General features: G+C 66.1%; 21 protein-coding genes. 8 read left to right on the top strand and 13 right to left on the bottom strand.

All coding sequences use genetic code 11. The features are described 5' to 3' along the window. Positions 1-3: 3 nt before the first annotated feature. Both ASD71_RS05620 and fabV read left to right on the top strand, forming a co-directional pair. Positions 4-966, top strand: coding sequence for a DMT family transporter (locus tag ASD71_RS05620; RefSeq protein WP_056560888.1), 963 nt, complete (start codon positions 4-6; stop codon positions 964-966). 118 nt (positions 967-1,084) lie between these two features. After that, on the top strand, positions 1,085-2,275 hold the full coding sequence (fabV, locus tag ASD71_RS05615) for an enoyl-ACP reductase FabV (RefSeq protein WP_056560885.1): 1,191 nt from the start codon (positions 1,085-1,087) through the stop codon (positions 2,273-2,275). Between the two features lie 71 nt (positions 2,276-2,346). Here the strand turns inward: fabV and ASD71_RS05610 are convergent, their stop codons facing one another. Continuing rightward, positions 2,347-2,697, bottom strand: a complete 351-nt coding sequence (locus ASD71_RS05610) for a hypothetical protein (RefSeq protein WP_156395086.1) — start codon at positions 2,695-2,697, stop codon at positions 2,347-2,349. 242 nt (positions 2,698-2,939) lie between these two features. Beyond that, the gene (locus ASD71_RS05605) at positions 2,940-3,617 is read right to left on the bottom strand and encodes an ABC transporter ATP-binding protein (protein WP_056560880.1); all 678 of its coding nucleotides are present in this window, start codon (positions 3,615-3,617) and stop codon (positions 2,940-2,942) included. On the opposite strand from ASD71_RS05605, the gene ASD71_RS05600 reads away from it, so the two are divergent. Continuing rightward, positions 3,616-4,263 carry an arylesterase gene (locus ASD71_RS05600; protein WP_056560875.1) on the top strand — a complete coding sequence of 216 codons (648 nt, stop codon included), beginning with the start codon at positions 3,616-3,618 and terminating at the stop codon, positions 4,261-4,263. The genes ASD71_RS05605 and ASD71_RS05600 overlap by 2 nt on opposite strands. A 16-nt stretch (positions 4,264-4,279) precedes the next feature. Here the strand turns inward: ASD71_RS05600 and ASD71_RS05595 are convergent, their stop codons facing one another. Continuing rightward, positions 4,280-6,238 carry a SurA N-terminal domain-containing protein gene (locus ASD71_RS05595; protein ID WP_056560872.1) on the bottom strand — a complete coding sequence of 653 codons (1,959 nt, stop codon included), beginning with the start codon at positions 6,236-6,238 and terminating at the stop codon, positions 4,280-4,282. Between the two features lie 355 nt (positions 6,239-6,593). Here ASD71_RS05595 and ASD71_RS05590 point away from each other — a divergent pair, with 355 nt between their 5' ends. The 3 genes from ASD71_RS05590 to ASD71_RS05580 are packed head-to-tail and all read left to right on the top strand — an operon-like array spanning position 6,594 to position 9,569. Then, positions 6,594-7,919: a M20/M25/M40 family metallo-hydrolase gene (locus ASD71_RS05590; RefSeq protein ID WP_056560869.1), complete on the top strand. Its 1,326-nt coding sequence runs from the start codon at positions 6,594-6,596 to the stop codon at positions 7,917-7,919. Next, positions 7,916-8,665 carry a glycerophosphodiester phosphodiesterase gene (ugpQ, locus tag ASD71_RS05585; RefSeq protein WP_056560866.1) on the top strand — a complete coding sequence of 250 codons (750 nt, stop codon included), beginning with the start codon at positions 7,916-7,918 and terminating at the stop codon, positions 8,663-8,665. Before ASD71_RS05590 ends, ugpQ begins: the two co-directional genes overlap by 4 nt. A gap of 13 nt (positions 8,666-8,678) precedes the next feature. Beyond that, positions 8,679-9,569 (top strand): 23S rRNA (adenine(2030)-N(6))-methyltransferase RlmJ, encoded by an 891-nt coding sequence (locus ASD71_RS05580; protein ID WP_056560863.1) that lies wholly within the window; start codon positions 8,679-8,681, stop codon positions 9,567-9,569. A gap of 106 nt (positions 9,570-9,675) precedes the next feature. Here the strand turns inward: ASD71_RS05580 and ASD71_RS05575 are convergent, their stop codons facing one another. From ASD71_RS05575 to ASD71_RS05565, 3 genes are all read right to left on the bottom strand, one after another. Next, complete coding sequence (locus ASD71_RS05575) at positions 9,676-11,106, bottom strand: dihydrolipoyl dehydrogenase (protein WP_056560860.1); 1,431 nt, start codon at positions 11,104-11,106, stop codon at positions 9,676-9,678. 275 nt (positions 11,107-11,381) lie between these two features. Further along, positions 11,382-12,110: a glutathione peroxidase gene (locus ASD71_RS05570; protein WP_056560857.1), complete on the bottom strand. Its 729-nt coding sequence runs from the start codon at positions 12,108-12,110 to the stop codon at positions 11,382-11,384. Between the two features lie 177 nt (positions 12,111-12,287). Next, entirely contained in the window at positions 12,288-12,488 is a 201-nt protein-coding gene (locus tag ASD71_RS05565) for a heavy-metal-associated domain-containing protein (protein ID WP_056566446.1), read from the bottom strand. Between the two features lie 153 nt (positions 12,489-12,641). Between ASD71_RS05565 and ASD71_RS05560 the strand changes: the two genes are divergently transcribed. Further along, entirely contained in the window at positions 12,642-14,924 is a 2,283-nt protein-coding gene (locus tag ASD71_RS05560; protein WP_056560854.1) for a heavy metal translocating P-type ATPase, read from the top strand. Next, a complete protein-coding gene (gene cueR, locus ASD71_RS05555; protein WP_056560851.1) occupies positions 14,921-15,313 on the top strand; it encodes a Cu(I)-responsive transcriptional regulator in 393 nt (130 codons plus the stop codon). Before ASD71_RS05560 ends, cueR begins: the two co-directional genes overlap by 4 nt. A gap of 47 nt (positions 15,314-15,360) precedes the next feature. Here cueR and rlmD read toward each other — a convergent pair whose 3' ends face one another. From rlmD to surE, 7 genes are all read right to left on the bottom strand, one after another. Beyond that, positions 15,361-16,854 carry a 23S rRNA (uracil(1939)-C(5))-methyltransferase RlmD gene (gene rlmD, locus ASD71_RS05550; protein ID WP_056560848.1) on the bottom strand — a complete coding sequence of 498 codons (1,494 nt, stop codon included), beginning with the start codon at positions 16,852-16,854 and terminating at the stop codon, positions 15,361-15,363. Between the two features lie 113 nt (positions 16,855-16,967). Then, a complete protein-coding gene (locus ASD71_RS05545) occupies positions 16,968-17,720 on the bottom strand; it encodes a TorF family putative porin (protein ID WP_056560845.1) in 753 nt (250 codons plus the stop codon). Positions 17,721-18,070: 350 nt separating this feature from the next. Further along, positions 18,071-18,700: a hypothetical protein gene (locus tag ASD71_RS05540; RefSeq protein ID WP_056560842.1), complete on the bottom strand. Its 630-nt coding sequence runs from the start codon at positions 18,698-18,700 to the stop codon at positions 18,071-18,073. A 190-nt stretch (positions 18,701-18,890) separates the two neighbouring features. Further along, on the bottom strand, positions 18,891-19,670 hold the full coding sequence (locus ASD71_RS05535; protein WP_056560839.1) for a 3'-5' exonuclease: 780 nt from the start codon (positions 19,668-19,670) through the stop codon (positions 18,891-18,893). After that, positions 19,667-20,527 (bottom strand): peptidoglycan DD-metalloendopeptidase family protein, encoded by an 861-nt coding sequence (locus ASD71_RS05530; RefSeq protein ID WP_056560836.1) that lies wholly within the window; start codon positions 20,525-20,527, stop codon positions 19,667-19,669. The genes ASD71_RS05535 and ASD71_RS05530 overlap by 4 nt, the downstream gene beginning before the upstream one ends. Before the next feature lie 16 nt (positions 20,528-20,543). Continuing rightward, positions 20,544-21,365, bottom strand: coding sequence for a protein-L-isoaspartate(D-aspartate) O-methyltransferase (locus ASD71_RS05525; RefSeq protein ID WP_056560832.1), 822 nt, complete (start codon positions 21,363-21,365; stop codon positions 20,544-20,546). Beyond that, positions 21,350-22,108, bottom strand: coding sequence for a 5'/3'-nucleotidase SurE (surE, locus tag ASD71_RS05520; protein WP_056560829.1), 759 nt, complete (start codon positions 22,106-22,108; stop codon positions 21,350-21,352). The genes ASD71_RS05525 and surE overlap by 16 nt, the downstream gene beginning before the upstream one ends. Between the last annotated feature and the right edge of the window lie 82 nt (positions 22,109-22,190).

The raw sequence follows: 22,190 nt of genomic DNA, 5'->3' as shown, positions 1-22,190 counted from the left end.
TCCATGTCCCCGGCCGATAACGGTCGCCCGCGCCCCGGCGCGTCCGCCGCACGCGGCCCGATGATCGGTGTACTGCTGCTGGTGCTGTCGATGTGGACCCTCTCGTGCCTGGACGCGAGCGGCAAATGGGTCATGGACGCGGGCGTGCCCATGCTGGTGCTGTCATGGTTCCGCTATGCCATCCACCTGGTCCTGGTGCTGGCGCTCGTGCTGCCCGCGCGCGGCATGCGCGTGTTGCGCAGCACCAAGCCGCGTGAGCAGCTTATTCGCGGCGGCTCGATGTTCCTGGCCACGCTCATGTTCTTCACGACACTGAGCTACATCCCCCAGGCCGAGGCCACGTCCATCAATTTCCTGGCGCCGTTGCTTGTGCTGTCGCTGGCGCCGTGGATCCTGAAGGAACCCGCGCGCATGTCGCGCTTCGTCGCGGCCGGCATCGCTTTCGTTGGCGTGCTGATCGTCATCCGCCCCGGCGGCGGCCTGCATCCGGTCGGCACGATCTTCGGCCTGCTGACGGCCTGTTGCTTCACGGCCCAGTTCATCGCCACGCGCCGCGTCGCCGGCGACGATCCGTTCACCTCGCTGATCTGGAGCGGCGCGGTGGGCACGATCTGCCTGACCCTTGCCCTGCCCTTCATCCTGCCGCCCGCCCTGCCCTTCCTGCAGGCCTTGTCGGCGTTCGACTGGGCCGTGCTGATCTCGACCGGCATCACGGGCTGCGTGGGACACCTGTTCCAGATCGCCGCCTACCGCCGCGCGCCGGCATCCACGCTGGCGCCGTTCATCTACCTGCAGATCATCAGCGCCACGTCGGTGGGCTGGCTGGTGTGGGGCCATTTTCCCGACCCGCTCACCTGGCTGGGCATCGCCATCATCTGCGCCAGCGGCGTGGGAATCGGCATGATCGAATGGCGGCGCGGCCGCGCGCAAAGCGCCGCTGCGGCGCGGACTGCCCGCGGCACGTAGGCCCGGCGCTGAACGGCGGCAGCCCCGCGATTGCGGGCCGGCCGCCTCCCGTACAATGCGCTTCGCCTGATGCCCATTCCGGCATCGGCCCCTGGCGTATTCCCAACAAGAGGCTCCCATGATCATCAAGCCCCGCGTGCGCGGTTTCATCTGCGTCACCACCCATCCTGCCGGCTGCGAAGCCAACGTGAAGCAACAGATCGACTACGTGAAGGCGCAAGGACCGGTGTCCGGGGGCCCCAAGCGTGTGCTGATCCTGGGCGCGTCCACGGGATATGGACTGGCCGCGCGAATCAGCGCGGCCTTTGCCTGTGGCGCGCAGACGCTGGGCGTCTTCTTCGAACGGCCGGGCGACGCCGGCAAGGCGGGCACGCCGGGCTGGTACAACAGCGCCGCGTTCCACAAGTTCGCCGAAGCCGAAGGGCTGTACGCCAGAAGCATCAACGGGGACGCCTTCTCCGACGAAATCAAGCAAAAGACCATCGCCGCCATCAAGGCGGATTTGGGCCAGGTCGACCAGGTCATCTACAGCCTCGCCGCCCCGCGCCGCACGCACCCGAAGACAGGCCAGGTCTATACCTCCACGCTCAAGCCTATCGGCAAGTCCGTGACCTTGCGTGGCCTGGATACCGACAAGGAACTCATCAAGGACGGCGTGCTTGAGCCCGCCTCGCAGGACGAGATCGACGCCACCGTCGCCGTGATGGGTGGCGAAGACTGGCAGATGTGGATCGACGCGCTGCTGGAGGCCGGCGTGCTGGCCGACGGCGCCACCACCACCGCCTTCACCTATCTGGGCGAAAAGATCACGCACGACGTCTACTGGAACGGTTCCATCGGCGCGGCCAAGAAAGACCTGGACCAGCGCGTACTGGACATCCGCGCCAAGCTGGCCGCACGCGGCGGCGACGCGCGGGTATCGGTGCTGAAGGCCGTGGTGACGCAGGCCAGCTCGGCCATTCCGATGATGCCGCTGTACCTGTCGCTGCTCTTCAAGGTCATGAAGGAAGACGGCACGCACGAAGGCTGCATCGAACAGGTATATGGGCTTTATCGCGACAGCCTGTGCGGCCCGACGCCGATCCTGGACGACGAAGGCCGGCTGCGCGCCGACTACAAGGAACTGGATCCGAAGGTGCAGGCGCGCGTGCAAGCGCTGTGGAATCAGGTCGACACCAGCAGCCTCTATGCGCTGACGGATTTTGCGGGCTACAAGCGCGATTTCCTGCGGCTGTTCGGCTTTGAAATCGACGGCGTGGATTATGCAGCGGACGTTGATCCCGTGGTGGAAATCCGCAACCTGGGCTGACCGCGCGGCGGCCGGGCCGTCCGCGCGTTACCTGGTTCATGCTGTGCCGGCACGCTGGGACAGCGCCAGTCCTACAGGTATTCCAGCGTCACCAGATAGCGCTTGCCCGAAGCCGGCTCTTCGGTATTTTGCGCAGGCACTTCCCGCACCGAGGTCTTGACCCGCAGCGCCGGATCGACTGCGTGCGTCCGGAATTCCGGCGCGCAGGCCACTCGGGGAAGCGCAGCCGCGCTTGCCGGCGTCACGCGCGGCATGCAGAGCGCCGGTTCCACAATGGCCCCGACAAAGCGGATGATGCCACCGCTGGCACTGGCAACCGCAGGCGCCAGCAACGCAACAAACAAGGACGCATGGATAGATGCACGAACAGACATGGCAACTCCTTGGCTTGGGAAGAAATAGAACGACACGGCATTCTTCATTCCATTAGCGGCACTTCTGCGTAAAAGCTAAGGCCGAGCCAAGTTCACCATCCGACCAACTGCAAGGCGTGAGCCGCGGCGTGTGCGTTGGCGTTCCTGCCGACTGACTTGCAAATCAGCCTACTCTCGAGCATTTGCGGCAGCAATCGGAATTCAGGCATTTTTTCCGAGTGACGCTGCGCAGACACAAACGGTGTTTTCTATCGAAATCGCCAATTGCAATTTGCGAATTGCAATTGGCTTCAGGCGTCCGGCACCATCCGGCCGGCCGCCAACACCAGTTGCCGCCCGCAACGCGCCGCCAGTTGCGGATCGTGCGTGACCAGCACCAGCGTCGTACCGTGTTCGCGGTGCAGGTCGAACATCAGATCGATGACCGTCACGCCGGTTGCGGCGTCGAGGCTGCCGGTGGGTTCATCGGCAAACAGCAGGTCCGGCTGCACCACAAACGCCCGGGCCAGCGACACGCGCTGCTGTTCGCCGCCCGACAACGTGCGCGGATAATGGTGCAGTCGCGCGCCCAGCCCGACCCGCTCCAGCATGGCCTGCGCGGCCTCGCGCGCGGACTGTCCGGCCAGTTCCAGCGGCAGCATCACGTTTTCCAGCGCGGTCAGGTTTGGCAACAGCTGGAATGACTGGAACACGAAGCCGACATGATTGGCCCGCAGGCGCGCGCGGCCGTCTTCGTCCAGCGCGAACAAGTCCTGGCCCGCAAGGTGTACGCTGCCCACGCTGGGAACATCCAGACCGGCCAGCAGTCCCAGCAAAGTGGACTTGCCCGAGCCTGAGCTGCCCGTGATGGCGACGGCGCTACCCGCCGCGACCGTAAAATCAATTCCTTCCAGGATAGAAAGCGACCCGCCGGCATCGGCCACCCGCTTGCCCAGCCCTTTCACCACGATTGAGTTATTGCTATCCATGCGCCTATTTTCCCGTCTGCTTCTTGTGACTGCCTTCGCGACCGCCGTGGCCGCGCCCGCCCACGCTCAGACCGTCGCGGCGGCCCAGGGTTCCTCGCCGCGCACCGTATTGGTGGTGGGCGACAGCCTGTCCGCCGAATACGGCATCAAGCGCGGCACGGGCTGGGTGCCCCTGCTGTCCGCGAGGATCTCCGAACAATACCCGAAGTTCCAGGTCGTCAATGCGAGCATCAGCGGCGATACGACCAGCGGCGGTGTTGCCCGCCTGCCCGCTCTGCTGCGCCAGCACGCGCCGGCCGTCGTGGTGCTGGAACTGGGCGCCAATGACGCCCTGCGCGGCCTGCCCCTGAACATGACCGAACAGAACCTGCGGACCATGACCCAGGCGGCGCGCAAGGCCGATGCCGACGTGCTGATCGTCGGGATGCAGATTCCGCCCAACTACGGCCGGGACTACGCCCAACGCTTTGCCGCGGTGTTTTCCAATGTCGCCAAAAACGAAAACGCCCGGCTCGTGCCCTTCCTGATGGAAGGTATCGCAACGAACCGGGCGATGTTTCAGGCTGACGGCATCCACCCTAACGAGGATGCCCAGCCTCAATTGCTGGACAACGTGTGGCCGGCGCTGCGGCCCATGTTGAACTGAGGGGTTCCTAAGGCGATCAGCCCGCGGCCTGGGCCTGGTCGCCGCGGATGACATCGGCGGCGGCAGGCGTGACATTCACCTCGTACTGCTCGCGCAGCATGCGGATCAAGGCCTCGTTTTCGGCTTGGCCCCAGGCGCCCGCCAGTTGCTGCGCCAGGCGCTCCTTGTCGGCGGCTTCCGCCTTGCCGGCTTCCACCTTTTCCAGACGCACCAGCGTGTAGTCCACGCCGGATTGCACACCCGTGAACGCGGGCAGCGCGGCCGAGGGCAGGCGCATCACGGCGTCCAGCACCTGGCGCGACAGGTCTTGCGGATTCTGGCGCGTCACGGTGATGGCGGGTCCGAAGCCTTCAGTGGCGGCGGGATTGGCCTTGTTGGCAGCCAGCGCCGCCTCACCGGCCTTCTTGGCGGCTTCGGCCGAGCGCTCGTCGAGCAGCTTGCCGCGGATGACTTCGCTGACCTTGTCCAGCGGCGGCACATGCGCCGGCTCGACGGCGGCCACGCGAACGGCCACCATCGTGTCGGGCGACAGTTCGATCACACCGGAGTTCTGCTTTTCGCGCAGCACGTCGGGCGAGAACAGCACTTGGCGCACACGCGGGTTGTCGAGCAGCGCGGCGTCCGGGCTGTCGGCGGCGGAACCCGGGCCGGCCTTGTCGGCAGGCAGCAGGCCCTCGCGGGTCACGCCGGAGGCGGTGCGCAGCTTCAGGCCGACGGCGTCGGCGGCCGGTTGCAGGCTGTCGCGCTGGTCGTAGACCTGCTTGTTCAGTTGGCTGGCCATTTCAGAGAAGCGTTGCGCGGCGATCTGCTTGCGGACTTCGGCGGTGATCTGGTCCTTGACCTCAGCCAGCGGCTTGATGGCGGCCGGGCTGATTTCAGTGACCTTCAGGATATGCAGGCCGAACGGGCTTTCGACCACGCCGGACACCTGATTCTGGGCGAGGCCGAAGATGGCCTTGTCCAGCGGGCCCGCCTGGGCGCCCGGGGCAATCCAGCCCAGGTCGCCGCCCTTGGCGGCCGACCCCGAGTCCTGCGAATTCTGGGCGGCCAGTTCCGCGAACTTGGCAGGATCGGCTGCGGCCTGCTTGGCGACGTCTTCCGCCTTGGCGCGCGCGGCCTTGCGAGCATCTTCCGCGCCCGACGGCAGCTCGAAGAAGATGTGGCTGGCACGGCGGCGCTCGGGCTGGCCGAAGCGGTTCTTGTTCTGTTCGTAATACGCAGCCAGGTCTTCGTCCTTGACCTGCACGCCTTGCGTCGCGGCGGCTTCGTCAAGCACCAGGTATTGGACCTGGACCTGTTCCGGCACCTGCAGTTGCTGCTTGTTGGCGTCGTACCAGGCCTGGATGTCGGCCGGCGTGACGGTGACCTGCGAACGGAAGTCGGCTGCGGAGAAGTTGCGCAGTTGAACCGTGCGGGCCTGCGTCAGCGCCGAATCGACGGCAGCCACGACTTCGGCGGGCGCGCGGGCCGACTGGCCGACGGGCTCGAGGACGCGGGCGATGGCGAGGTCACGGCGCAGGCCGGCTTCGAACGACGTCGGCGACATGCCCTGCGCGGCCAGCACTTGGCGATAGCGCTCGGGCGAGAAGCGGCCGTTGTCCTGGACTTCAGGGATGGCGGCGATCGTGTTGCGCAGCGTCTCGTCGGACACCGAGAAACGGTTGTCGGCGGCCACATTGGCAAGCAGGCGCTGGTTGATGAGCTGGTTCAGCAGGCCTTCACGCAGCGCGGGCGTATCGATCACAGCCGGATCGAACTGGGCGCCCAGGCGCTGGCGGAACTGGTCTAGCTGGTTACGGTGCGCCTGGTCAAACTCGGCGCGGGAAATCGGCTGGCCAGCCACCGTCGCCAGCTCGGGCTCCCGGCTCATGAAGCTGTCATAGCCTTGAATCCCGACCAGAAAGAAGGAAGGCACGATCAAGATCAGCAGGATGAACTGCATCCAGCGCCGATGGCTGCGAATAAATTCGAACATGGAATCCCTGTTGCCGCGCTCCGGGGGTAGACGCCCGGGGCCGCACGAAAACGCATAAAAAAAGGCGAAATCGATTCGCCTCTATTCCCATACCGGTTGAAACCGGGTTCAGCGGGCGGATTTTACCATTTCTCATTCATCGCGCGGCCATGGCGCCAATCACCGGGCAATGCAGCGTCTGGCGGACCATCCGTCCCCACGGACGGCCCGCGCCGTCAACCCGGGAAACTCCCATTACCGCCCCTGCGCCGCCCTCGTATCGTGGCCTGGGGTTAGCCCGCACGACGGAGCCCGCCCCGCCCCGGCCGGCGCCAGGCCGGATCCCCCTTCCCGCGCGCAAAAAAGGTCCCCCACGATGCCGTTCATGCCTTACCGCCTGCCTCTTCTGAAATCCTGCGCCGCCCTGGCGATTCTGGGCTTCGCCCACGCCGCGCCGGCCGCGCCCGTGACCAACGTGCTGGACGCGGCCAAGGGCCAGCAGCAGGCAATGCTCGATACGATGCGCGATCTGGTGAACATCGAATCGGGCAGCAAGGACGTCGAGGGCGTCGAACGCATCGCCGAACTGATCCGCGACCGGCTCAAGGAACTAGGCGGCACCGTCGAGATCATTGCGCCGGCCGACGTCTTCCGGCTTGACGACACCCCCGAGAAGGTCGGGCCGATGGTCCATGCGCAATTCAAGGGCGGCGGCACCAAGAAGATCATGCTGATCGCCCACATGGACACCGTGTACCGCAACGGCATGCTGAAGGACCAGCCGTTCCGGATCGATGGCGACAAGGCTTACGGCCTTGGAATCGCGGACGACAAGCACGGCGTGGCGGCCATCCTGCACACCATCGCGCTTCTGAAAACACTGAAGTTTTCCGACTACGGCACGCTGACCGTGCTGATCAACGGGGACGAAGAGATCAGCTCGCCGGGAGCTCGCAGCACGATCACCCGCCTGGGCGCCGACCAGGATGCAGTCTTTTCGTTCGAGGGCGGCGGCATGGAACCGCGCCTGACGCTGGCCACCAGCGGCATCGGCGCGGCGTACCTGACCGTGCAAGGCAAGACCTCGCACGCGGGCGCCCGGCCAGAGGGTGGCGTCAACGCGCTCTACGAGCTGTCGCACCAGCTCTTGCAGCTTGACGATCTCTCCAAGCCCGACGAGGGGCTGAAGCTGAACTGGACCGTCGCCCAGGCAGGCACCAACCGCAACGTCATCCCGGGACTGGCCACAGCCCAGGGCGACGCCCGCGCCCTGCGCGTGTCCGACTTCGACGCCCTGTCGCGCACCCTGGAGGAACGCGTCCAGAAGAAGCTGCTGCCCGAATCCAAGGTCAGCGTGAAATTCGAGGTCCGCCGCCCGCCGCTGGAAGCGACCGCGGCGTCGCGCGCCCTCGCCCAGCACGGCGTGAAGATCTACCAGGAGCTCGACCTGCCGCTGAAGGTGGTGGACCGGGCCAGCGGCGGCGGCACGGATGCCGCCTTCGCGGCGCTCAAGGCCCGCGGCCCCGTCATCGAGGGCATGGGCTTGAGCGGATTCGGCGCGCATTCGAATGATGCCGAATACATCCTGGTCAACAGCATCGTGCCGCGCCTGTATCTGGCCACGCGCATGATCATGGACGTCTCGCAGAACAAGGTATCCTTGCAACCTGTCTCAAAAGAACCCCAAAGCAGCACCAAATGACCGCAAACCTTCCCTCCTGGCCGTACTCCCGCACCATCGCGCACCGCGGCGGCGGCCGTCTGGCCCCGGAGAACACGCTGGCCGCCATGCGCGTCGGCGCCGAACACGGCTTCACCATGTTCGAATACGACGTGAAGCTCAGCAGCGACAACGTGCTGGTGCTGATGCACGACGACGACGTCGACCGCACCTCCAACGGCAAAGGCCCCGCAGCCGCCAAAACCTACGCCGAGCTGGCCCAGCTTGATTTTGGAAGCTGGCATTCGGCGGCCTACGCCGGCGAACCGCTCCCCACCTTTGCCGCCGTCGCGCGCTATACGGTGGCCAACGGCATCGCCAGCAACGTCGAGATCAAGCCCTGCCCCGGCCGCGAAGCCGAAACCGGCCGCGCCGTCGCCCTGGCGGCCCGCGAACTGTGGCAAGGCGCCGGCACGGCGCCGCTGCTGTCCTCGTTTGCCGAGGAAGCCCTGGAGGCCGCCCGCCAGGCCGCGCCCGAACTGCCGCGCGCGCTGCTGGTGGAAAAGGTGCCCGCCGACTGGCGCGATCGCCTTGCCAAATACGAGTGCGTGGCGCTCAACATCAACCAGAAGGACGCCACCCGCGAACTGATCGACGCCGTGCACGCCGCCGGCTACCGGATCGCGGCCTGGACCGTCAATGACCCCGAGCGCGCGCGCCTGCTGCTCGACTGGGGCATCGACGGCATTTTCACTGACGAGCTGGCCGCCATCCGGCCCGCCGCCTGAGGCAGAAAGCCCCGTGTTCAGCTACCGCCACGCCTTTCACGCCGGCAACCATGCCGACGTGCTCAAGCACGCCATCCTGGTCCATACCCTGGACTACTTCAACAAGAAAGACGCCCCGTACTGGGTCATCGACACCCACGCGGGCGCCGGCCTGTACAGCCTGGACAGCGATTGGGCAGCCAAGACGTCCGAGTTCGCGGACGGCATCGGCCGTCTGTGGGAAGCGAAGGACTTGCCGCCGCTGCTGGCCGATTACGTCGCGCGCATCCGCGACTACAACACCAACGGCCGGCTGCGCCGCTATCCCGGCTCGCCCTGGCTGACACTGGACGCGTTGCGCCCGTCCGACCGCCTGCGCCTGTTCGAGATGCACCCCACCGAAATCGACACGCTGGTGGGCAACCTGGAACACCAGGGCCGCGCCGCGCAGCGCCAGACCACGATCTACGGCGACGACGGCTTCGAGGGCGTCAAGGCGCTGCTGCCGCCGCCCACGCGGCGCGGCATGGTGCTGATCGACCCGTCGTATGAAGACAAGCACGACTACCGCCGCACGCTCCTCACGGTGAAGGAGTGCATCAAGCGCTTTGCCACCGGCACCTATGCCATCTGGTATCCGCTGGTGCAACGGCGCGAGGCCAGCGAGATGGCGCGCCATTTCGAGAACCTGAAGGTCAAGAGCTGGCTGCATGCCACCCTGACGGTCAAAAAGGCGACCATCGACGGTTATGGCCTGCACGGCAGCGGCATGTTCCTCATCAATCCGCCCTGGACGCTGCACGACGCGCTGAAACAGGCCATGCCGTATCTGGCCCGCGAATTGGGGCAGGACGAGCGGGCCGGCTTCACACTGCAGTATCGCGAGAATCCGTTCCCGGTTCCGAAGAAACAGTCGGACGACTGAAGCGGCACGCTGCAACGGGGCAATGCCGCCGCGCAGACGACAAAGGGCCGCGCCTTCATGGCGCGGCCCTTTTTTGCGTTCGCGGCCCCGTCTACGTTTGCGGCGCTCAGACCGTTTCGACGTCGGCCTGGCGCAGGGCTTCTTGCGCCAGCGCCAGCTTCGAGGCGGCGTCACGCAGCGCGGTGCGCAGACCTTCTTCGATCACGGGGTGGTAGAACGGCATTTCCAGCATGCGCGCCACCGTGAGTTCCTGCTGCACGGCCCAGGCCAGCAGGTGACCGATGTGCTCGGCGCTGGGACCGATCATCTCGGCGCCCACAAAGCGGCCCGATTCGATGTCGGCGTACACGTGCAGCATGCCGCGGTTCTTGAGCATGACGCGCGAACGGCCCTGGTCGCTGAAATCGACCGCACCGGTGACGAACGTGCCGGGCACCAGCTTCGCGTGGCCGGCGCCGACCAGCGCGATCTGCGGATCCGAAAACACCACGCCCAGCGGCGCACGCCGCAGGCCCTGGCGCACCTCGGGAAAGCGCGCCGCGTTTTCGCCGGCAATGCGGCCTTCGTCGGCGGCCTCGTGCAAGAGCGGCGCGTCAGCGTTGGCGTCGCCAGCGATGAAGATGGGCGAGTTGCCCGCCTGCATCGTCAGCCGGTCAAATTGCGGCACGCCTTGCGCGTTCAGCGCCAGCGACGTGTTTTCCAGCCCCAGGCCATCGACGTTGGCGCGGCGGCCCGTGGCGACCAGCGCATAGTCGAAGCGCTCGGTGCGCTCGCTGTTGTCCAGCGCCACGTAACGCACCTCCACCTCGTCGCCGACGCGGCTCGTCTCCAGGACGCGGGCGTCCGTGTCCAAGTAGAACTCGCGCTGGAAGATCTTGCGGGCCGTCTGCCGCACCTGCGGATCGCTGATCCCGCCCAGGCTGCCGCTCATGCCGAACACGCGCACTTCCACGCCCAGGCGGGCGAGCGCCTGGCCCAGTTCCAGCCCGATCACGCCCGGACCAAAGACCGCGACACGGTTCGGCAGGTCGTCCCACGCGAACACGTCATCGTTCACGACGAGGCGATCGCCCAGCGCGCGCAAAGGCGGCGGCACGGACGGGCGCGAGCCGGTGGCGATCACGACTCGCGACGCCTGGATTTCGGTGTGGTCGTCCACGCGCAGCACGGTGTCGGACACGAATTTCGCATAGCCGCGCACCTTGTCTTCGGCAGGAATGTTCTCCACGCCCTCGACCACGAAGCCCACGAAACGGTCGCGCTCGCGCTTGACCCGGTCCATGACCTCGGCGCCGTCGACGGTGATCTCTCCGCCGACGTGCACGCCGAACGCATCGGTATGCGCCGCCGCGTGGGCCGCCTCGGCCGCCGCGATCAACAGCTTGGACGGCATGCAGCCAACCCGGGCGCAGGTCGTGCCATAAGGGCCGCCTTCGATAAGCAGCGCGCGCTTGCCCGCGGCCTTCGCGGCGCGATAAGCGGCCAGGCCTGCGGTGCCGGCGCCGATGACAGCAATGTCGGTATGCAGCGTCTTCATGATTGGGAGTCCCCCGTTGTCGCGTAATGATCAGAATGTGAAGGCAAATTCCGCCTTGTTGCGTGCCCTCGGGGCGAACGCCGTCCCGCGTCCTGATTGCGGACGCACGGCGCCCGCACAAGGGCGCAAAAGAAGGGAAACTTGCGGGAATGGCGCGGCAGCGACGCTGCCGGCCCATGCGCCGGGAAGCGCGACGGGCAGTGCGGAATCAACCGCCGCGCGTGCGGGTGACCGGGCGGAGGCCATGCCCCCTGCCCGGCCGTCTCGCCGGTGTATCAGGCGAAGTGCGCCTTCAGGTCTTCCAGGCCACCGATCAGGGCGCCGTTGATGAACACCTGCGGAGCGGTGCCCTTGCCGGACACTGCGCCGATCACGCGGCCGCGGACCTTGTTTTCCAGCGGGATCTCGATCGGGGCGTAGCCCTTGCTGTCCAGCAGCGCCTTGGCTTCGACGCAGAACGGGCAACCCGGCTTGGAGAACACGACCACCTGGTCCGGCTTCTTGGCCGACGGCGCGAAGTGGGCCAGCATGGTGTCGGCGTCCGACACTTCAAACGGATCACCTTCCTTTTCCGGCTCGATGAACATCTTTTCGACGACACCGTCCTTGACCAGCATGGAATAGCGCCAGCTACGCTTGCCGAAGCCAAGGTCGCTCTTGTCGACGAGCATGCCCATGCCTTCGGTGAAGGCGCCGTTGCCGTCGGGCAGCAGCGTGATGTTGGCCGATTCCTGGTCCTTGGCCCATTCGTTCATGACGAAGGTGTCGTTGACCGACACGCAGACGACGCTATCGACGCCGGCGGCGAAGAACGCGGGAGCCAGTTCGTTGTAGCGCGGCAGGTGGGTGGACGAGCAGGTCGGCGTGAAAGCGCCGGGAAGCGAGAAGACCACGACCGTCTTGTTCTTGAACAGATCGTCGGTCGTGACCTTCTTCCACGTGTTGTCCTCACGAACGGGGAACGTCACATTCGGAACACGTTGGCCTTCGCGGTTTTGCAGCATTCGATTCTCTCCTTGGTTTGCTAACTTAAGTGGCGGGTTTCTGGCCCGCCATGAAAAGAATCATAAATCTCATCTATCAAACAATCCAATTTAATTAATTTAATTGATTGATAGTTTACGCCGATAACTCAATTAATATCGAAAGATTGAAGCTATCACACTACAGGGTGCGTGTCTTCAAACGCGAGCCGGCTCGTACCCCGCCTCACGGATGGCGGCTTCGACCTTTTCGGCCTGGTCGGTGCCCGTGACGGTGACGAGATGCGCGGGAAGATCCACGGCGACGACGGCACTGGGGACGGCTTGATTGACGGCGCCGGTAATCGTCTTGACGCAATGGCCGCAGGTCATGTCGGGCACTTGGAAAGCGAAGCTCATGGTTTTCTCCAGAAGGTTGACGGGCGGCGCTTGTGCCACCATGTCGGGCAGGTTAAACGTTCCCATCATGTCAAGGTCAAGCGTAGAATGGCGCTTGACCTTCCCATAATGGGAAGGATGAAACTGGGCGTTCCCATCCAGACCGAGATAGTCATGCACGCAGCACGCTCGTCCTCATTTTCCGAATTGGAACTCGCCATCGAAGGCATGACCTGCGCATCATGCGTCAAGCGCGTGGAAAAAGCCCTGACGAATGTTCCCGGCGTTGCGCAAGCGCAAGTCAACCTTGCGACTGAGCGCGCCCTGGTCTCGTTCGATCCGGCTGCCGCCGAGCCGCAGGCATTGGTCGCCGCCGTCGGCAAGATGGGCTACGAGGCGCGTCCGATCGCCGCCCAGGACGACCATGCCGAACGGCAGTCGCAAGCGCGCGACGCCGAGGCGCATCGCCTGCAAGGCGCATTCATCGCCGCGTTGGTCCTGACGTTGCCGGTGTTTGCGCTGGAAATGGGATCGCACCTGATTCCCGCCATGCACCACTGGGTGTTGGACACGATCGGGCGGCAAAACAGTTGGCTGCTGCAGTTCGTGCTGACTACCGCCGTGCTGGTGTGGCCGGGACGGCAGTTCTTCACCAAGGGCCTTGTGGCGTTGTGGCGCCGCGCGCCCGAAATGAATTCGCTGGTGGCGTTGGGCGCGGGCGCGGCCTGGGGCTATTCGGTCGTCGCCACCTTTGCGCCGGGCTTGCTGCCGGATGCGGCGCGCAACGTCTACTTCGAAGCTGCCGCGGTCATTGTCACGCTGATCCTGCTGGGTCGCATGCTGGAAGCGCGCGCCAAGGGCAAGACCGGCGCGGCCATCAAGCGGCTGATCGGGCTGCAGCCGCGCACGGCGCGCGTGCTGCGGGACGGCCAGGCGCAGGACATCGAGATCGAACGCGTGCGCACCGGCGACATCGTGATGGTGCGGCCAGGCGAGAAGATTCCGCTGGACGGCGACATCATCGAAGGCAGCTCGTATGTCGACGAATCCATGTTGACGGGCGAGCCGGTGCCGGTGGAAAAGCAGCCGGGCATGCAGGCCACCGGCGGGACGCTGAATACATCGGGCAGCTTTACGTTGCGCGTCACGCACACCGGCGCGGACACCATGCTGGCCCGGATCATCCGCATGGTCGAAGCGGCCCAGGGTGCGCGGCTGCCGATCCAGGCGATGGTGGACCAGGTGACCGCCTGGTTCGTTCCGGCGGTCATGGCGGCCGCCCTGCTCACCTTCCTGACGTGGTTCTTCCTGGGCCCCGAACCGGCGCTCTCGCATGCGCTGGTCAACGCGGTGGCCGTGCTGATCATTGCCTGCCCGTGCGCCATGGGGCTGGCCACGCCCACGTCGATCATGGTGGGCACGGGGCGCGCCGCCGAGATGGGCGTGCTGTTCCGTCAGGGCGATGCGTTGCAGACGCTGCGCGACGTCAATGTGGTGGCCTTCGACAAGACAGGCACGCTGACGTTGGGCAAGCCCACGCTGACCGAACTGGCGCCGTCGCCGGGCCAGGATGCGCAACAGGTGTTGCAGTGGGTGGCCTCGGTGCAGGCGCGCTCCGAGCATCCGATCGCGCTGGCCATCGTGGCCGCGGCCGCGGAACGCAAGATCGAACTGCTGGCGGCCGAAGGCTTTGCCGCGATCACCGGCGCGGGCGTCGAAGCCACGGTGGCGGGCCGCACGGTGCTGGCGGGCGCGGCGCGCCTGATGGCCGAGCGCGGCGTCGACGTCAGCGCATTCGGCGCGCGTGCCGCCGACTGGGGCAACGAAGGCAAGACGCCGATCTACGTCGCCATCGACGGCCAGGCGGCCGCCATGATGGCCGTGACGGACCCGGTCAAACCCTCGGCCGTATCCGCCATTGCCGCACTGCACGCGCAAGGCCTGAAGACCGCGATGATCACGGGCGACAACCGCCACACCGCCCAGGCGGTCGCGCGCCAGTTGGGCATTGACGAAGTGCGCGCCGAGGTGCTGCCGGACGGCAAGGTTCAGGCGATCGCCACGCTGCGCGAAGGCGGCCGCAAGGTGGCGTTCGTGGGCGACGGCATCAACGATGCGCCCGCGCTGGCTGCGGCAGACACCGGCATCGCCATCGGCACCGGCACGGACGTCGCGATCGAGGCGGCGTCCGTCGTGCTGATGGCCGACGACCTGCACGGGGTGCCCAACGCCATCGCGCTCAGCCGCGCCACGCTGGCCAACATCCGGCAAAACCTGTTCTGGGCGTTCGCCTACAACGCGGCGCTGATTCCGCTGGCCGCGGGCGCGCTGTATCCGGCCTTCGGCCTGTCGCTGTCGCCGATCTTTGCAGCCGGGGCCATGGCGCTGTCCAGCGTCTTCGTGCTGGGCAATGCGCTGCGCCTGAAGGCATTCCGTCCCCGCGGGAGGCAAGCATGAACATCGGACAAGCCGCCAAGGAATCCGGCATCTCGGCCAAGATGATCCGCTATTACGAGAGCATCGGCCTGATCGGCCCGGCCGTGCGCACGGATTCCGGCTACCGGGTCTACAGCGAGCATGACGTGCACACGCTGCGCTTCGTGCGCCGCGCGCGCGATCTGGGTTTTTCCGTGGAGCAGATGAACGAGCTGCTGGCCCTTTGGCAGGACCGCAGCCGCGCCAGCGCGGACGTGAAGCGCATTGCGCTGGAACACATTGAAGAACTCGAGCGCAAGGCCGAGGCGCTGCGCGAAATGGCCGCCACCCTCAAGCATCTGGCGCAGCATTGCCATGGCGACGAGCGGCCCGACTGCCCCATTCTTGAGAACCTGGGCTGCTCGCACTAAATGTTCGCAATACAGCCACGCGGCGGGAGTTTTCCCGCCGCTGCCGTTTACTGTTCTGCCTGCGCCTCGGCGGCGACGCGGGCCTCGTAGGCCTCGGTGGCAGCCTGCTTGGCCGCCGCCTTTTCAGCCGCTGCGGCAAGCTTGGCTTCCTCGGCGGCAGCCGCATCGGCCGCTGCCTGGATCGCGCGCTGACGAGCGCGTTCCTTCGCTTCCAGCACGCCCTCGGCGTCCAGCGTTTCAAACACTGCGATGGATTCGACATGGCCCGTGTGCGGGAACATGTTGATCACGCCCGCGCTCTTGAGCACGTAGCCGCCTTCATGGACGAGAATGGATGCGTCTCGCGCCAAGGTGCCGGGATTACAGGACACGTAGACGATGCGGCGCGGACGCTCTTCGTACGTGAGGTCGGACAACGCTTGCGACACCGCGTGGGCGCCTTCGCGCGGCGGATCGATCAGCATGCGATCGAAGTAGCCCAGGCTGCGCAGCCAGGTGGCGTCGACTTCAAAGAGGTTCAGCGTGGCAAAGCTGGTGCGATCGCCCAGGCCGTGACGCGATGCCGCATCGAAGGCGCGGTCGGTCAGGGCCTTGCTGCCTTCCACGCCCACGGCTTCTCGGCCTTGCGTGGCGAGCGGCAGCGTGAAGTTGCCCAGGCCACAGAACAGATCGGCCACGCGGTCGGTGGGCTGCACGTCCAGGAGTTTGAGCGCGCGCGACACCATCGCGCGGTTGATGGCGTGGTTGACCTGCGTGAAATCGGTGGGCCGGTACGGCATGCGCAGGCCGAATTCCGGCATGGTGTAGGAAAGCGCGTCGTTGTGCTCGGGCTCCAGCGCGTGCACCGTCTCCGGACCCTTGGACTGCAGCCACCATTGCACGTCGTGCTTGGCCGCGAAGGCGCGCAGGATGGCAATGTCCTCGTCGGTCAGCGGCAGCAGATGGCGCAGCACCAGCGCCGTCACGCCTTCGCCAAGCGCCACCTCGATCTGGGGCATGCGGTCGGGCGCGGACATGGAGGCGATCATTTCGCGCAACGGGATCAGCAGATTGCTGACGTGGCGCGGCAACACATGGCATTCGCGCATGTCGGCCACGAAGCTGCTCTTGCGCTCGTGAAAGCCCACGAGCACCCCGCCCTTCTTGGGCACCACGCGCACCGACAGGCGCGCGCGGTAACGGTAGCCCCAGGTCGGACCCTGCAGCGGCGGCAGGATCAGCGCCGGGCGCAGCTTACCGACATGCCAGAACGTGTCTTCGAGCGCGCGCTGCTTGATCGCCACCTGCGTGGTGGGTTCCAGGTGCTGCATTGCACAGCCGCCACAGACGCCAAAATGCGGGCAGCGGGGCTCCACGCGTTGCGATGAGGGGCGCAGCACCTCGTCGACACGGGCGGTTTCATAGGAAGGCTTGCGGCGCAACGTGACCGCGGTGACCCGTTCGCCCGGCAAGGCGCCTTCCACGAAAATGACCTTCCCGTCGCGACGGGCGATCCCCCTGGCTTCCAGGTCCAGGGATTCGATACTCAAAACGTCAGACATCTCACGCAGTCCAGAATTGCACGCAACCCATGATTGTAGAAGGACTTCGTGCAATCCCGGAAATCGGCCTTGATGGGGCCGGAGCGGCGCCGTTCAGGGCGCCGCTACCGCCGTCAGAACGAGCGCGCCACCGAGAAGACGGCGCCGATGCGGCCCGACGGGTGGCCGTACTTGGTGGGCAGCCAGTTGTCCTTGGTGGCGCCGACGGCCGCCAGGCCGAGGATCCAGCCTTTCAGGTCCTTGGTCACGCCCACCTTGTAGTCGACGTAGTGCCCGATCGAGTCGCCGTCCATGTTGGTCTGGTTCTTGAGTTTCTGGTAGCCCAGATGGCCCAGCAGTCCCCAGCCGTCGCCCAGGTCGAACGTGGCCGTTCCGTCCAGATACCAGGTGCCCTTGCTGTCCGGCGTGCTGAAAAAGTCGCTGGGCGTGTACGAATATTTGAGGCTGTAGTTGCCGTAGGACGCGCCCAGATAAATGTCCGTGTTGTTGTAGTTGCCGCCCTTGGGGGAACTGGAGCCGGGATAGTAGTAATGCAGCACGCCTGCATCCAGCGTGAAGCCGCCGCCCACGTCACCCTTCCAGCCGCCATAGAAGTCCATTTCCAGGTTGCCGTCGGTGAAAACGAAGCTGGAGACATTGGAGTTCCAGTTACCCAGGTAGAAGCCCGAGCTGTGGTTCAGGTCGAACCCCAATTGGACGGCAGGACGGAAGTCGGTCTGGGAATAGCCCCGGAACCGGTAGTCGCTGACGATGGTGGCATTACCGCTGAGCGAGAAGCCGCCCCCCAGATCGGTGGGTTCGGCTTGCGCCACCCCTGCAAAACAAGCAGCAAGCGCAAAAGGCAAGGCTAGCAACGTCTTCTTCATGGTGCGAGAGTCCTGATCGGATTGTCGAAAAAGCGGACGGCGCATGGCGCATCCGGCTGGCCGGCCTTGCTGCAGGGGTACTGCCGGCTCACCTTCCCTCAAGCAATGTCCATGCCAGGTTTCGGCGCGATGACAGCGCGATGACAGCGCCCGAGCCGCGCACGGTTGCGCCCGTTGATGCACCACGCTGGTGCCCTGTTATGGGGCGCAGCCCGGGCGGATGCGTCAAAACGGGGAATCGGGAGCCGCAAACCCATTGAGGATGGCGGCACGACAAAAAACCCCGGCACGCGCGCGGCGTGCCGGGGTCGGAGTTGGCTGTCGCTGGCCTTGGTTGGCCCTGGCTAGCCTTAGTTGGCCTTGGGCGGTGCGGGCGGCGGGACGTCGCCAGCGGCGGGGGCAGCCGGCTTGCCGGGACGGCCCTTGTCGCCATGGCGGCCTTCCATCTTGGCGTGGCGCTCGGCCATGCGGGCTTCGCGCTCCTTGACGATCTTGGTGACCTGACCGCGCTGCGTGTCGTTCAGGCTATCCCAGACGGCCAGCCATTGGTCACGCACCTGCTTGGCCTGCGGGCCGAACGCGTCGCGGCGCTTTTCGGACTGCTCGACGAGCGCGCGGGGATCGAGCTTGCCGCTGTCGAGTTGCGACTTGAGCAGGTCATGGCGCTTGCCGCCGTCGGCACGCATCGCTTCGTGCAGGCTGCGCTGCCCTTCCTGGGCGGTCTTGAACAGGGCTTCCTGCTTGGCGTCGAGTTTCAGCTCGGCAACCTGGGCCTTGGACACGGGGCCCAGACCGGGGATGAGCAGGCCGTCACGCATGCCCTTGTGGAAACCACCGCCGCGATGGCCTTCGTGCATGGCGGCCGGACCGCCCTCGGCGGGAGGAGGAGGCGCAGCCATTGCGGAGCCAGCCGCGAAACCGCTCGACGCGGCGACGATAGCAAGGACGGCCAAATTGGAGCGGATAGCGAATCGGGACATGAAGGTCTCCTGAAAGTGAAGAAAGCGAGGCCATTGTGCGATCTGGCTGGTTTCATCCAGGTTTCGTTTACGGCCGTCTTGTTTCAGTCGATTGCTTGCCCTGCAAACGCGAGAACGGGGCCATGGAGGCCCCGTCGGTGTGCCCTGCCCCCGCGCAAGGGCAAGGGTTCAGGCTGGTTGCCCGCGCGGATCAGCCCGCGTCCCAGGCCGCCATGTATTCCTTCCAGTGCAGCGCATCGCTGGCCGAGAGCGTGTCGCGCACCAGCGCGATTTCGGCCTCGTAGGCGGTGCGGTCGAGTTCACCACGCAGGAAGCGGAAGCGGCAATACACCAGCCACGTATTGACAACGTCGGTTTCGCAGTACGCCCGCACCTCGTCGGCGCGGCCGGTGCTCCAGGCCTCCCAGACCTTGCTGCCGTCCATCCCGAGCTTGCCGGGAAAGCCGCAAAGCTTGGCCAGTTCGTCGAGCGGCGCGTTGGCGCGGCCGTTGTACTTGGCCAGCACGTCCATCAGATCGACGTGACGCGTGTGATAGCGCGAAATGTAGTTGTTGAACTTGAAGTCACGGTCTTCTTCGCCCATGTCCCAATAGCGCGGCGCCGGCACGCCCTGGATCAGGCTGCGGTAATGCAGCACGGGCAGGTCAAAGCCCGAGCCGTTCCAGCTGACGAGCTTGGGCGTGTAGCGCTCGATGGTCTTGAAGAAGCCCGCGAGCAAGGCCGCTTCGGGATCGTCTGGCTGGCCCAGCGTCTTGACGCGAAAGCCCTGGTCGTCGCGGAACACGCAGCCCACCACCGCCACCTTGTGCAGATGCAGCGGCAGGAAGTCGTGGCCCACGGCCTCGCGCCGCGCGGTCAGCGCGCGCTCGACCACTTCGTGGTCAGGCACGTCGGCGCCCCAGCCGTTGAGCTTGCGCAGCCCGTCGGCATCGGGGATGGTCTCGAGGTCGAATACCAGGGTGGGCGTCATTTGGGCGGCAGGTATTGCATCGGGTCCACCGGCGTGCCCTGGCGGCGGATCTCAAAGTGCAGGCGGGGCGACGTGGTGTCGCTCTGGCCGAGTTCGGCGATCTTGGCGCCGCGCTTGACCGTCTGGCCGGTCTTCACGAGCAGCGCACGGTTGTGCGCGTAGGCCGTGATGAAGCCGTTCTGGTGCTCGACGATGATGAGGTTGCCCAGGCCGCGCACGCCATTGCCGCTGTACTTGACCAGGCCATCCGCCGCGGCGGTGATCGGGTCGCCCAGCGCGCCGGCGATGTCGATGCCCTTGCTGCTGGCATTGAAGGCCTGCACGATCTGGCCGTTGGCCGGCCAGGCCCAGTTGATGACACCGGCGTCGGCCGCACGCGTGGCCGGCTTCGTGTCGACCGGCGCCGGAGGCGGCGTGGGCGTGGCATCAGGTGCGGGCGTGGTGGCCGCGGGGGTTTCGGGCTGGTCGAGGGGCCGCGGCTGCGGCCGGTTGCTGGCAATCGGCGCGGTCTGTGCGCCGCCGCCGGTGGCGCTGCCGGACATGCGCAGCACCTGCCCCACCGAGATCTGGTTGGGGTCGCTGATGTTGTTCCAGCGCTTGATGTTTTCGATGTCGACGTTGTTGGCGCGCGCGATCTTGTAGAGCGTGTCGCCCGGCTTGACCACATAGCTGCCGGACGTGGCCGTCGGCGCGGGTTGCCCGCCGGTCATGTCGACCACCGGGGCACGAGTACCTTTGGATGCGCAGCCGGCCAGGATGGCGAGGCTGAGAACCCCCACTGCGAAGAGCGGGCGGCGAAGGCGCGTCATGGACGCGCCCAAATTCATATCGGTCAGTTGCAACTGCCCGTTGAGCATACGTTTCTCCTGTCGCTCAAGATTGTATTCCGGACCGTAGCGGCACAAAGCGCACGGCCTCTAGTTCGGTTCTTTTCCAGCTTGCCGCGCCCGTGCGTTCGATCAGAACCAGGCGCTGGTTCGAGCCCCCTTCGGGAGCGATGAGACGGCCTCCCGGAGCAAGCTGCGTCAGCAGCGCTTGCGGGATGGCCAGACCTGCGGCAGCCACAACGATAGCATCGAACGGCGCCACGCCGGGCAGCCCCAAGGTGCCGTCTCCATAGATGAGCCGGATCCTTGTGGTGAGCCGCAAGGCGCGTAAATGCTCGCGCGCCAGCTCATACAGCCCGCGTATGCGTTCGATGGTGTGGACGTCGCGCACGAACTGCGCGAGCACCGCGGCCTGGTAACCGCAACCGGCGCCGACCTCGAGCACACGGGTGGGTGCGCGGTCTTCGCAAGCAGCCGCGATCATACGCGCGACAACCCATGGCTGGGAAATGGTTTGCGAATGGCCGATGGGCAACGCGGCGTCTTCATACGCGCGGCTGGCAAGGGCCTCGTCCACGAACAGGTGGCGCGGCACGGCGGCCATGGCATTCAGCACGCGTTCGTCGGTGATGCCTTGCGTGCGCAGGCGCTGGACCATGGCCTGGCGCAGCCGTTCGGAGTTCAGGCCAAGGTTGCTGCCCGCTTGCGGCACCGGCGCCTGCGCCTGCCGCTGCAACGTGGCGGCCGAGATGCGCGTGTTGCTGTTGGCCGGTGTATAGCCTGGGCTCAGGCGGCCGGCGTCGTGGCGGGCCGGGCTGCTGCGGCCGGCGCCGGGTGTGATGTCCGGCTGGCTTATCCGTTTGCGCATAGCGGCTCTGCCCAGGTGCGGATCTCGTCAAGCTGGCTGTGCTGGGTCAGGTCCAGGCGCAACGGCGTGACGGACACGATGCCCTGCTCGACGGCGTGGAAGTCCGTGCCGGGCGTGGCGTCGGCGGCCAGGCCGACCGGTCCGATCCAGTAGACCGTGTCGCCATAGGGCGTGGTGGTGCGCACGACGGGTTGCGACGGATGCCGCTTGCCCAGCCGCGTGACCGCAAATCCGTGCATGTCTTCGAAACGGCGGCTCGGGATGTTGACGTTGAGCAGCACCGGCGCCGCGAGCGGCTGGGCCAGATGGCGCTCGACCACCTGGCGGGCGGCGCGCGCGGCCGAGTCGATGTGCTCCCAGCCCTTTTCCGCCAGCGAGAACGCAATGGCGGGGATGCCGAACAGATACCCTTCGCTGGCGGCCGCGACGGTGCCCGAATAGAGGGTGTCGTCGCCCATGTTGGCGCCGTTGTTGATGCCGGACACGACCAGGTCGGGTCGCGTATCCATGAGGCCGGTCAGCGCGACGTGCACGCAATCGGACGGCGTGCCGTTGACGGCGATGAAGCCGTTGGAGGCGGTGCGCACCGACAGCGGCCGGTTCAGCGTGAGCGAGTTGGAGGCGCCGCTATGGTTGGTCTCGGGCGCAACGACGGTCAAATCGCCCAGCCCCTCCAGCGCCGCTACCAGCGCTTCAAGGCCAGGGGCCGAGTAGCCATCATCGTTCGAAACCAGAATTCGCATTGTGCATCCGAAAGAAAATAAAACGCGGGTGACGTTGCGGATTGTACCCGGGGTAGAATCCGCAGCCATTACTACAACAACG

Source organism: Achromobacter sp. Root565, assembly GCF_001427425.1.
Lineage (GTDB): Bacteria > Pseudomonadota > Gammaproteobacteria > Burkholderiales > Burkholderiaceae_B > Achromobacter > Achromobacter spanius_D.
The sequence above is the reverse complement of the archived record's forward strand: the minus strand, read 5'-3'. Positions and strand labels throughout refer to the sequence as shown.

Bases quoted from the DNA above. Each gene is read 5' to 3' on its own strand.
- ASD71_RS05620 (WP_056560888.1), top strand. From the start codon at position 4: ATGTCCCCGGCCGATAACGGTCGCCCGCGCCCCGGCGCGTCCGCCGCA.
- fabV (WP_056560885.1), top strand. From the start codon at position 1,085: ATGATCATCAAGCCCCGCGTGCGCGGTTTCATCTGCGTCACCACCCAT.
- ASD71_RS05610 (WP_156395086.1), bottom strand. From the start codon at position 2,697: ATGAAGAATGCCGTGTCGTTCTATTTCTTCCCAAGCCAAGGAGTTGCC.
- ASD71_RS05600 (WP_056560875.1), top strand. From the start codon at position 3,616: ATGCGCCTATTTTCCCGTCTGCTTCTTGTGACTGCCTTCGCGACCGCC.
- ASD71_RS05605 (WP_056560880.1), bottom strand. From the start codon at position 3,617: ATGGATAGCAATAACTCAATCGTGGTGAAAGGGCTGGGCAAGCGGGTG.
- ASD71_RS05595 (WP_056560872.1), bottom strand. From the start codon at position 6,238: ATGTTCGAATTTATTCGCAGCCATCGGCGCTGGATGCAGTTCATCCTG.
- ASD71_RS05590 (WP_056560869.1), top strand. From the start codon at position 6,594: ATGCCGTTCATGCCTTACCGCCTGCCTCTTCTGAAATCCTGCGCCGCC.
- ugpQ (WP_056560866.1), top strand. From the start codon at position 7,916: ATGACCGCAAACCTTCCCTCCTGGCCGTACTCCCGCACCATCGCGCAC.
- ASD71_RS05575 (WP_056560860.1), bottom strand. From the start codon at position 11,106: ATGAAGACGCTGCATACCGACATTGCTGTCATCGGCGCCGGCACCGCA.
- ASD71_RS05570 (WP_056560857.1), bottom strand. From the start codon at position 12,110: ATGCTGCAAAACCGCGAAGGCCAACGTGTTCCGAATGTGACGTTCCCC.
- ASD71_RS05565 (WP_056566446.1), bottom strand. From the start codon at position 12,488: ATGAGCTTCGCTTTCCAAGTGCCCGACATGACCTGCGGCCATTGCGTC.
- ASD71_RS05560 (WP_056560854.1), top strand. From the start codon at position 12,642: ATGCACGCAGCACGCTCGTCCTCATTTTCCGAATTGGAACTCGCCATC.
- cueR (WP_056560851.1), top strand. From the start codon at position 14,921: ATGAACATCGGACAAGCCGCCAAGGAATCCGGCATCTCGGCCAAGATG.
- rlmD (WP_056560848.1), bottom strand. From the start codon at position 16,854: ATGTCTGACGTTTTGAGTATCGAATCCCTGGACCTGGAAGCCAGGGGG.
- ASD71_RS05545 (WP_056560845.1), bottom strand. From the start codon at position 17,720: ATGAAGAAGACGTTGCTAGCCTTGCCTTTTGCGCTTGCTGCTTGTTTT.
- ASD71_RS05540 (WP_056560842.1), bottom strand. From the start codon at position 18,700: ATGTCCCGATTCGCTATCCGCTCCAATTTGGCCGTCCTTGCTATCGTC.
- ASD71_RS05535 (WP_056560839.1), bottom strand. From the start codon at position 19,670: ATGACGCCCACCCTGGTATTCGACCTCGAGACCATCCCCGATGCCGAC.
- ASD71_RS05530 (WP_056560836.1), bottom strand. From the start codon at position 20,527: ATGCTCAACGGGCAGTTGCAACTGACCGATATGAATTTGGGCGCGTCC.
- ASD71_RS05525 (WP_056560832.1), bottom strand. From the start codon at position 21,365: ATGCGCAAACGGATAAGCCAGCCGGACATCACACCCGGCGCCGGCCGC.
- surE (WP_056560829.1), bottom strand. From the start codon at position 22,108: ATGCGAATTCTGGTTTCGAACGATGATGGCTACTCGGCCCCTGGCCTT.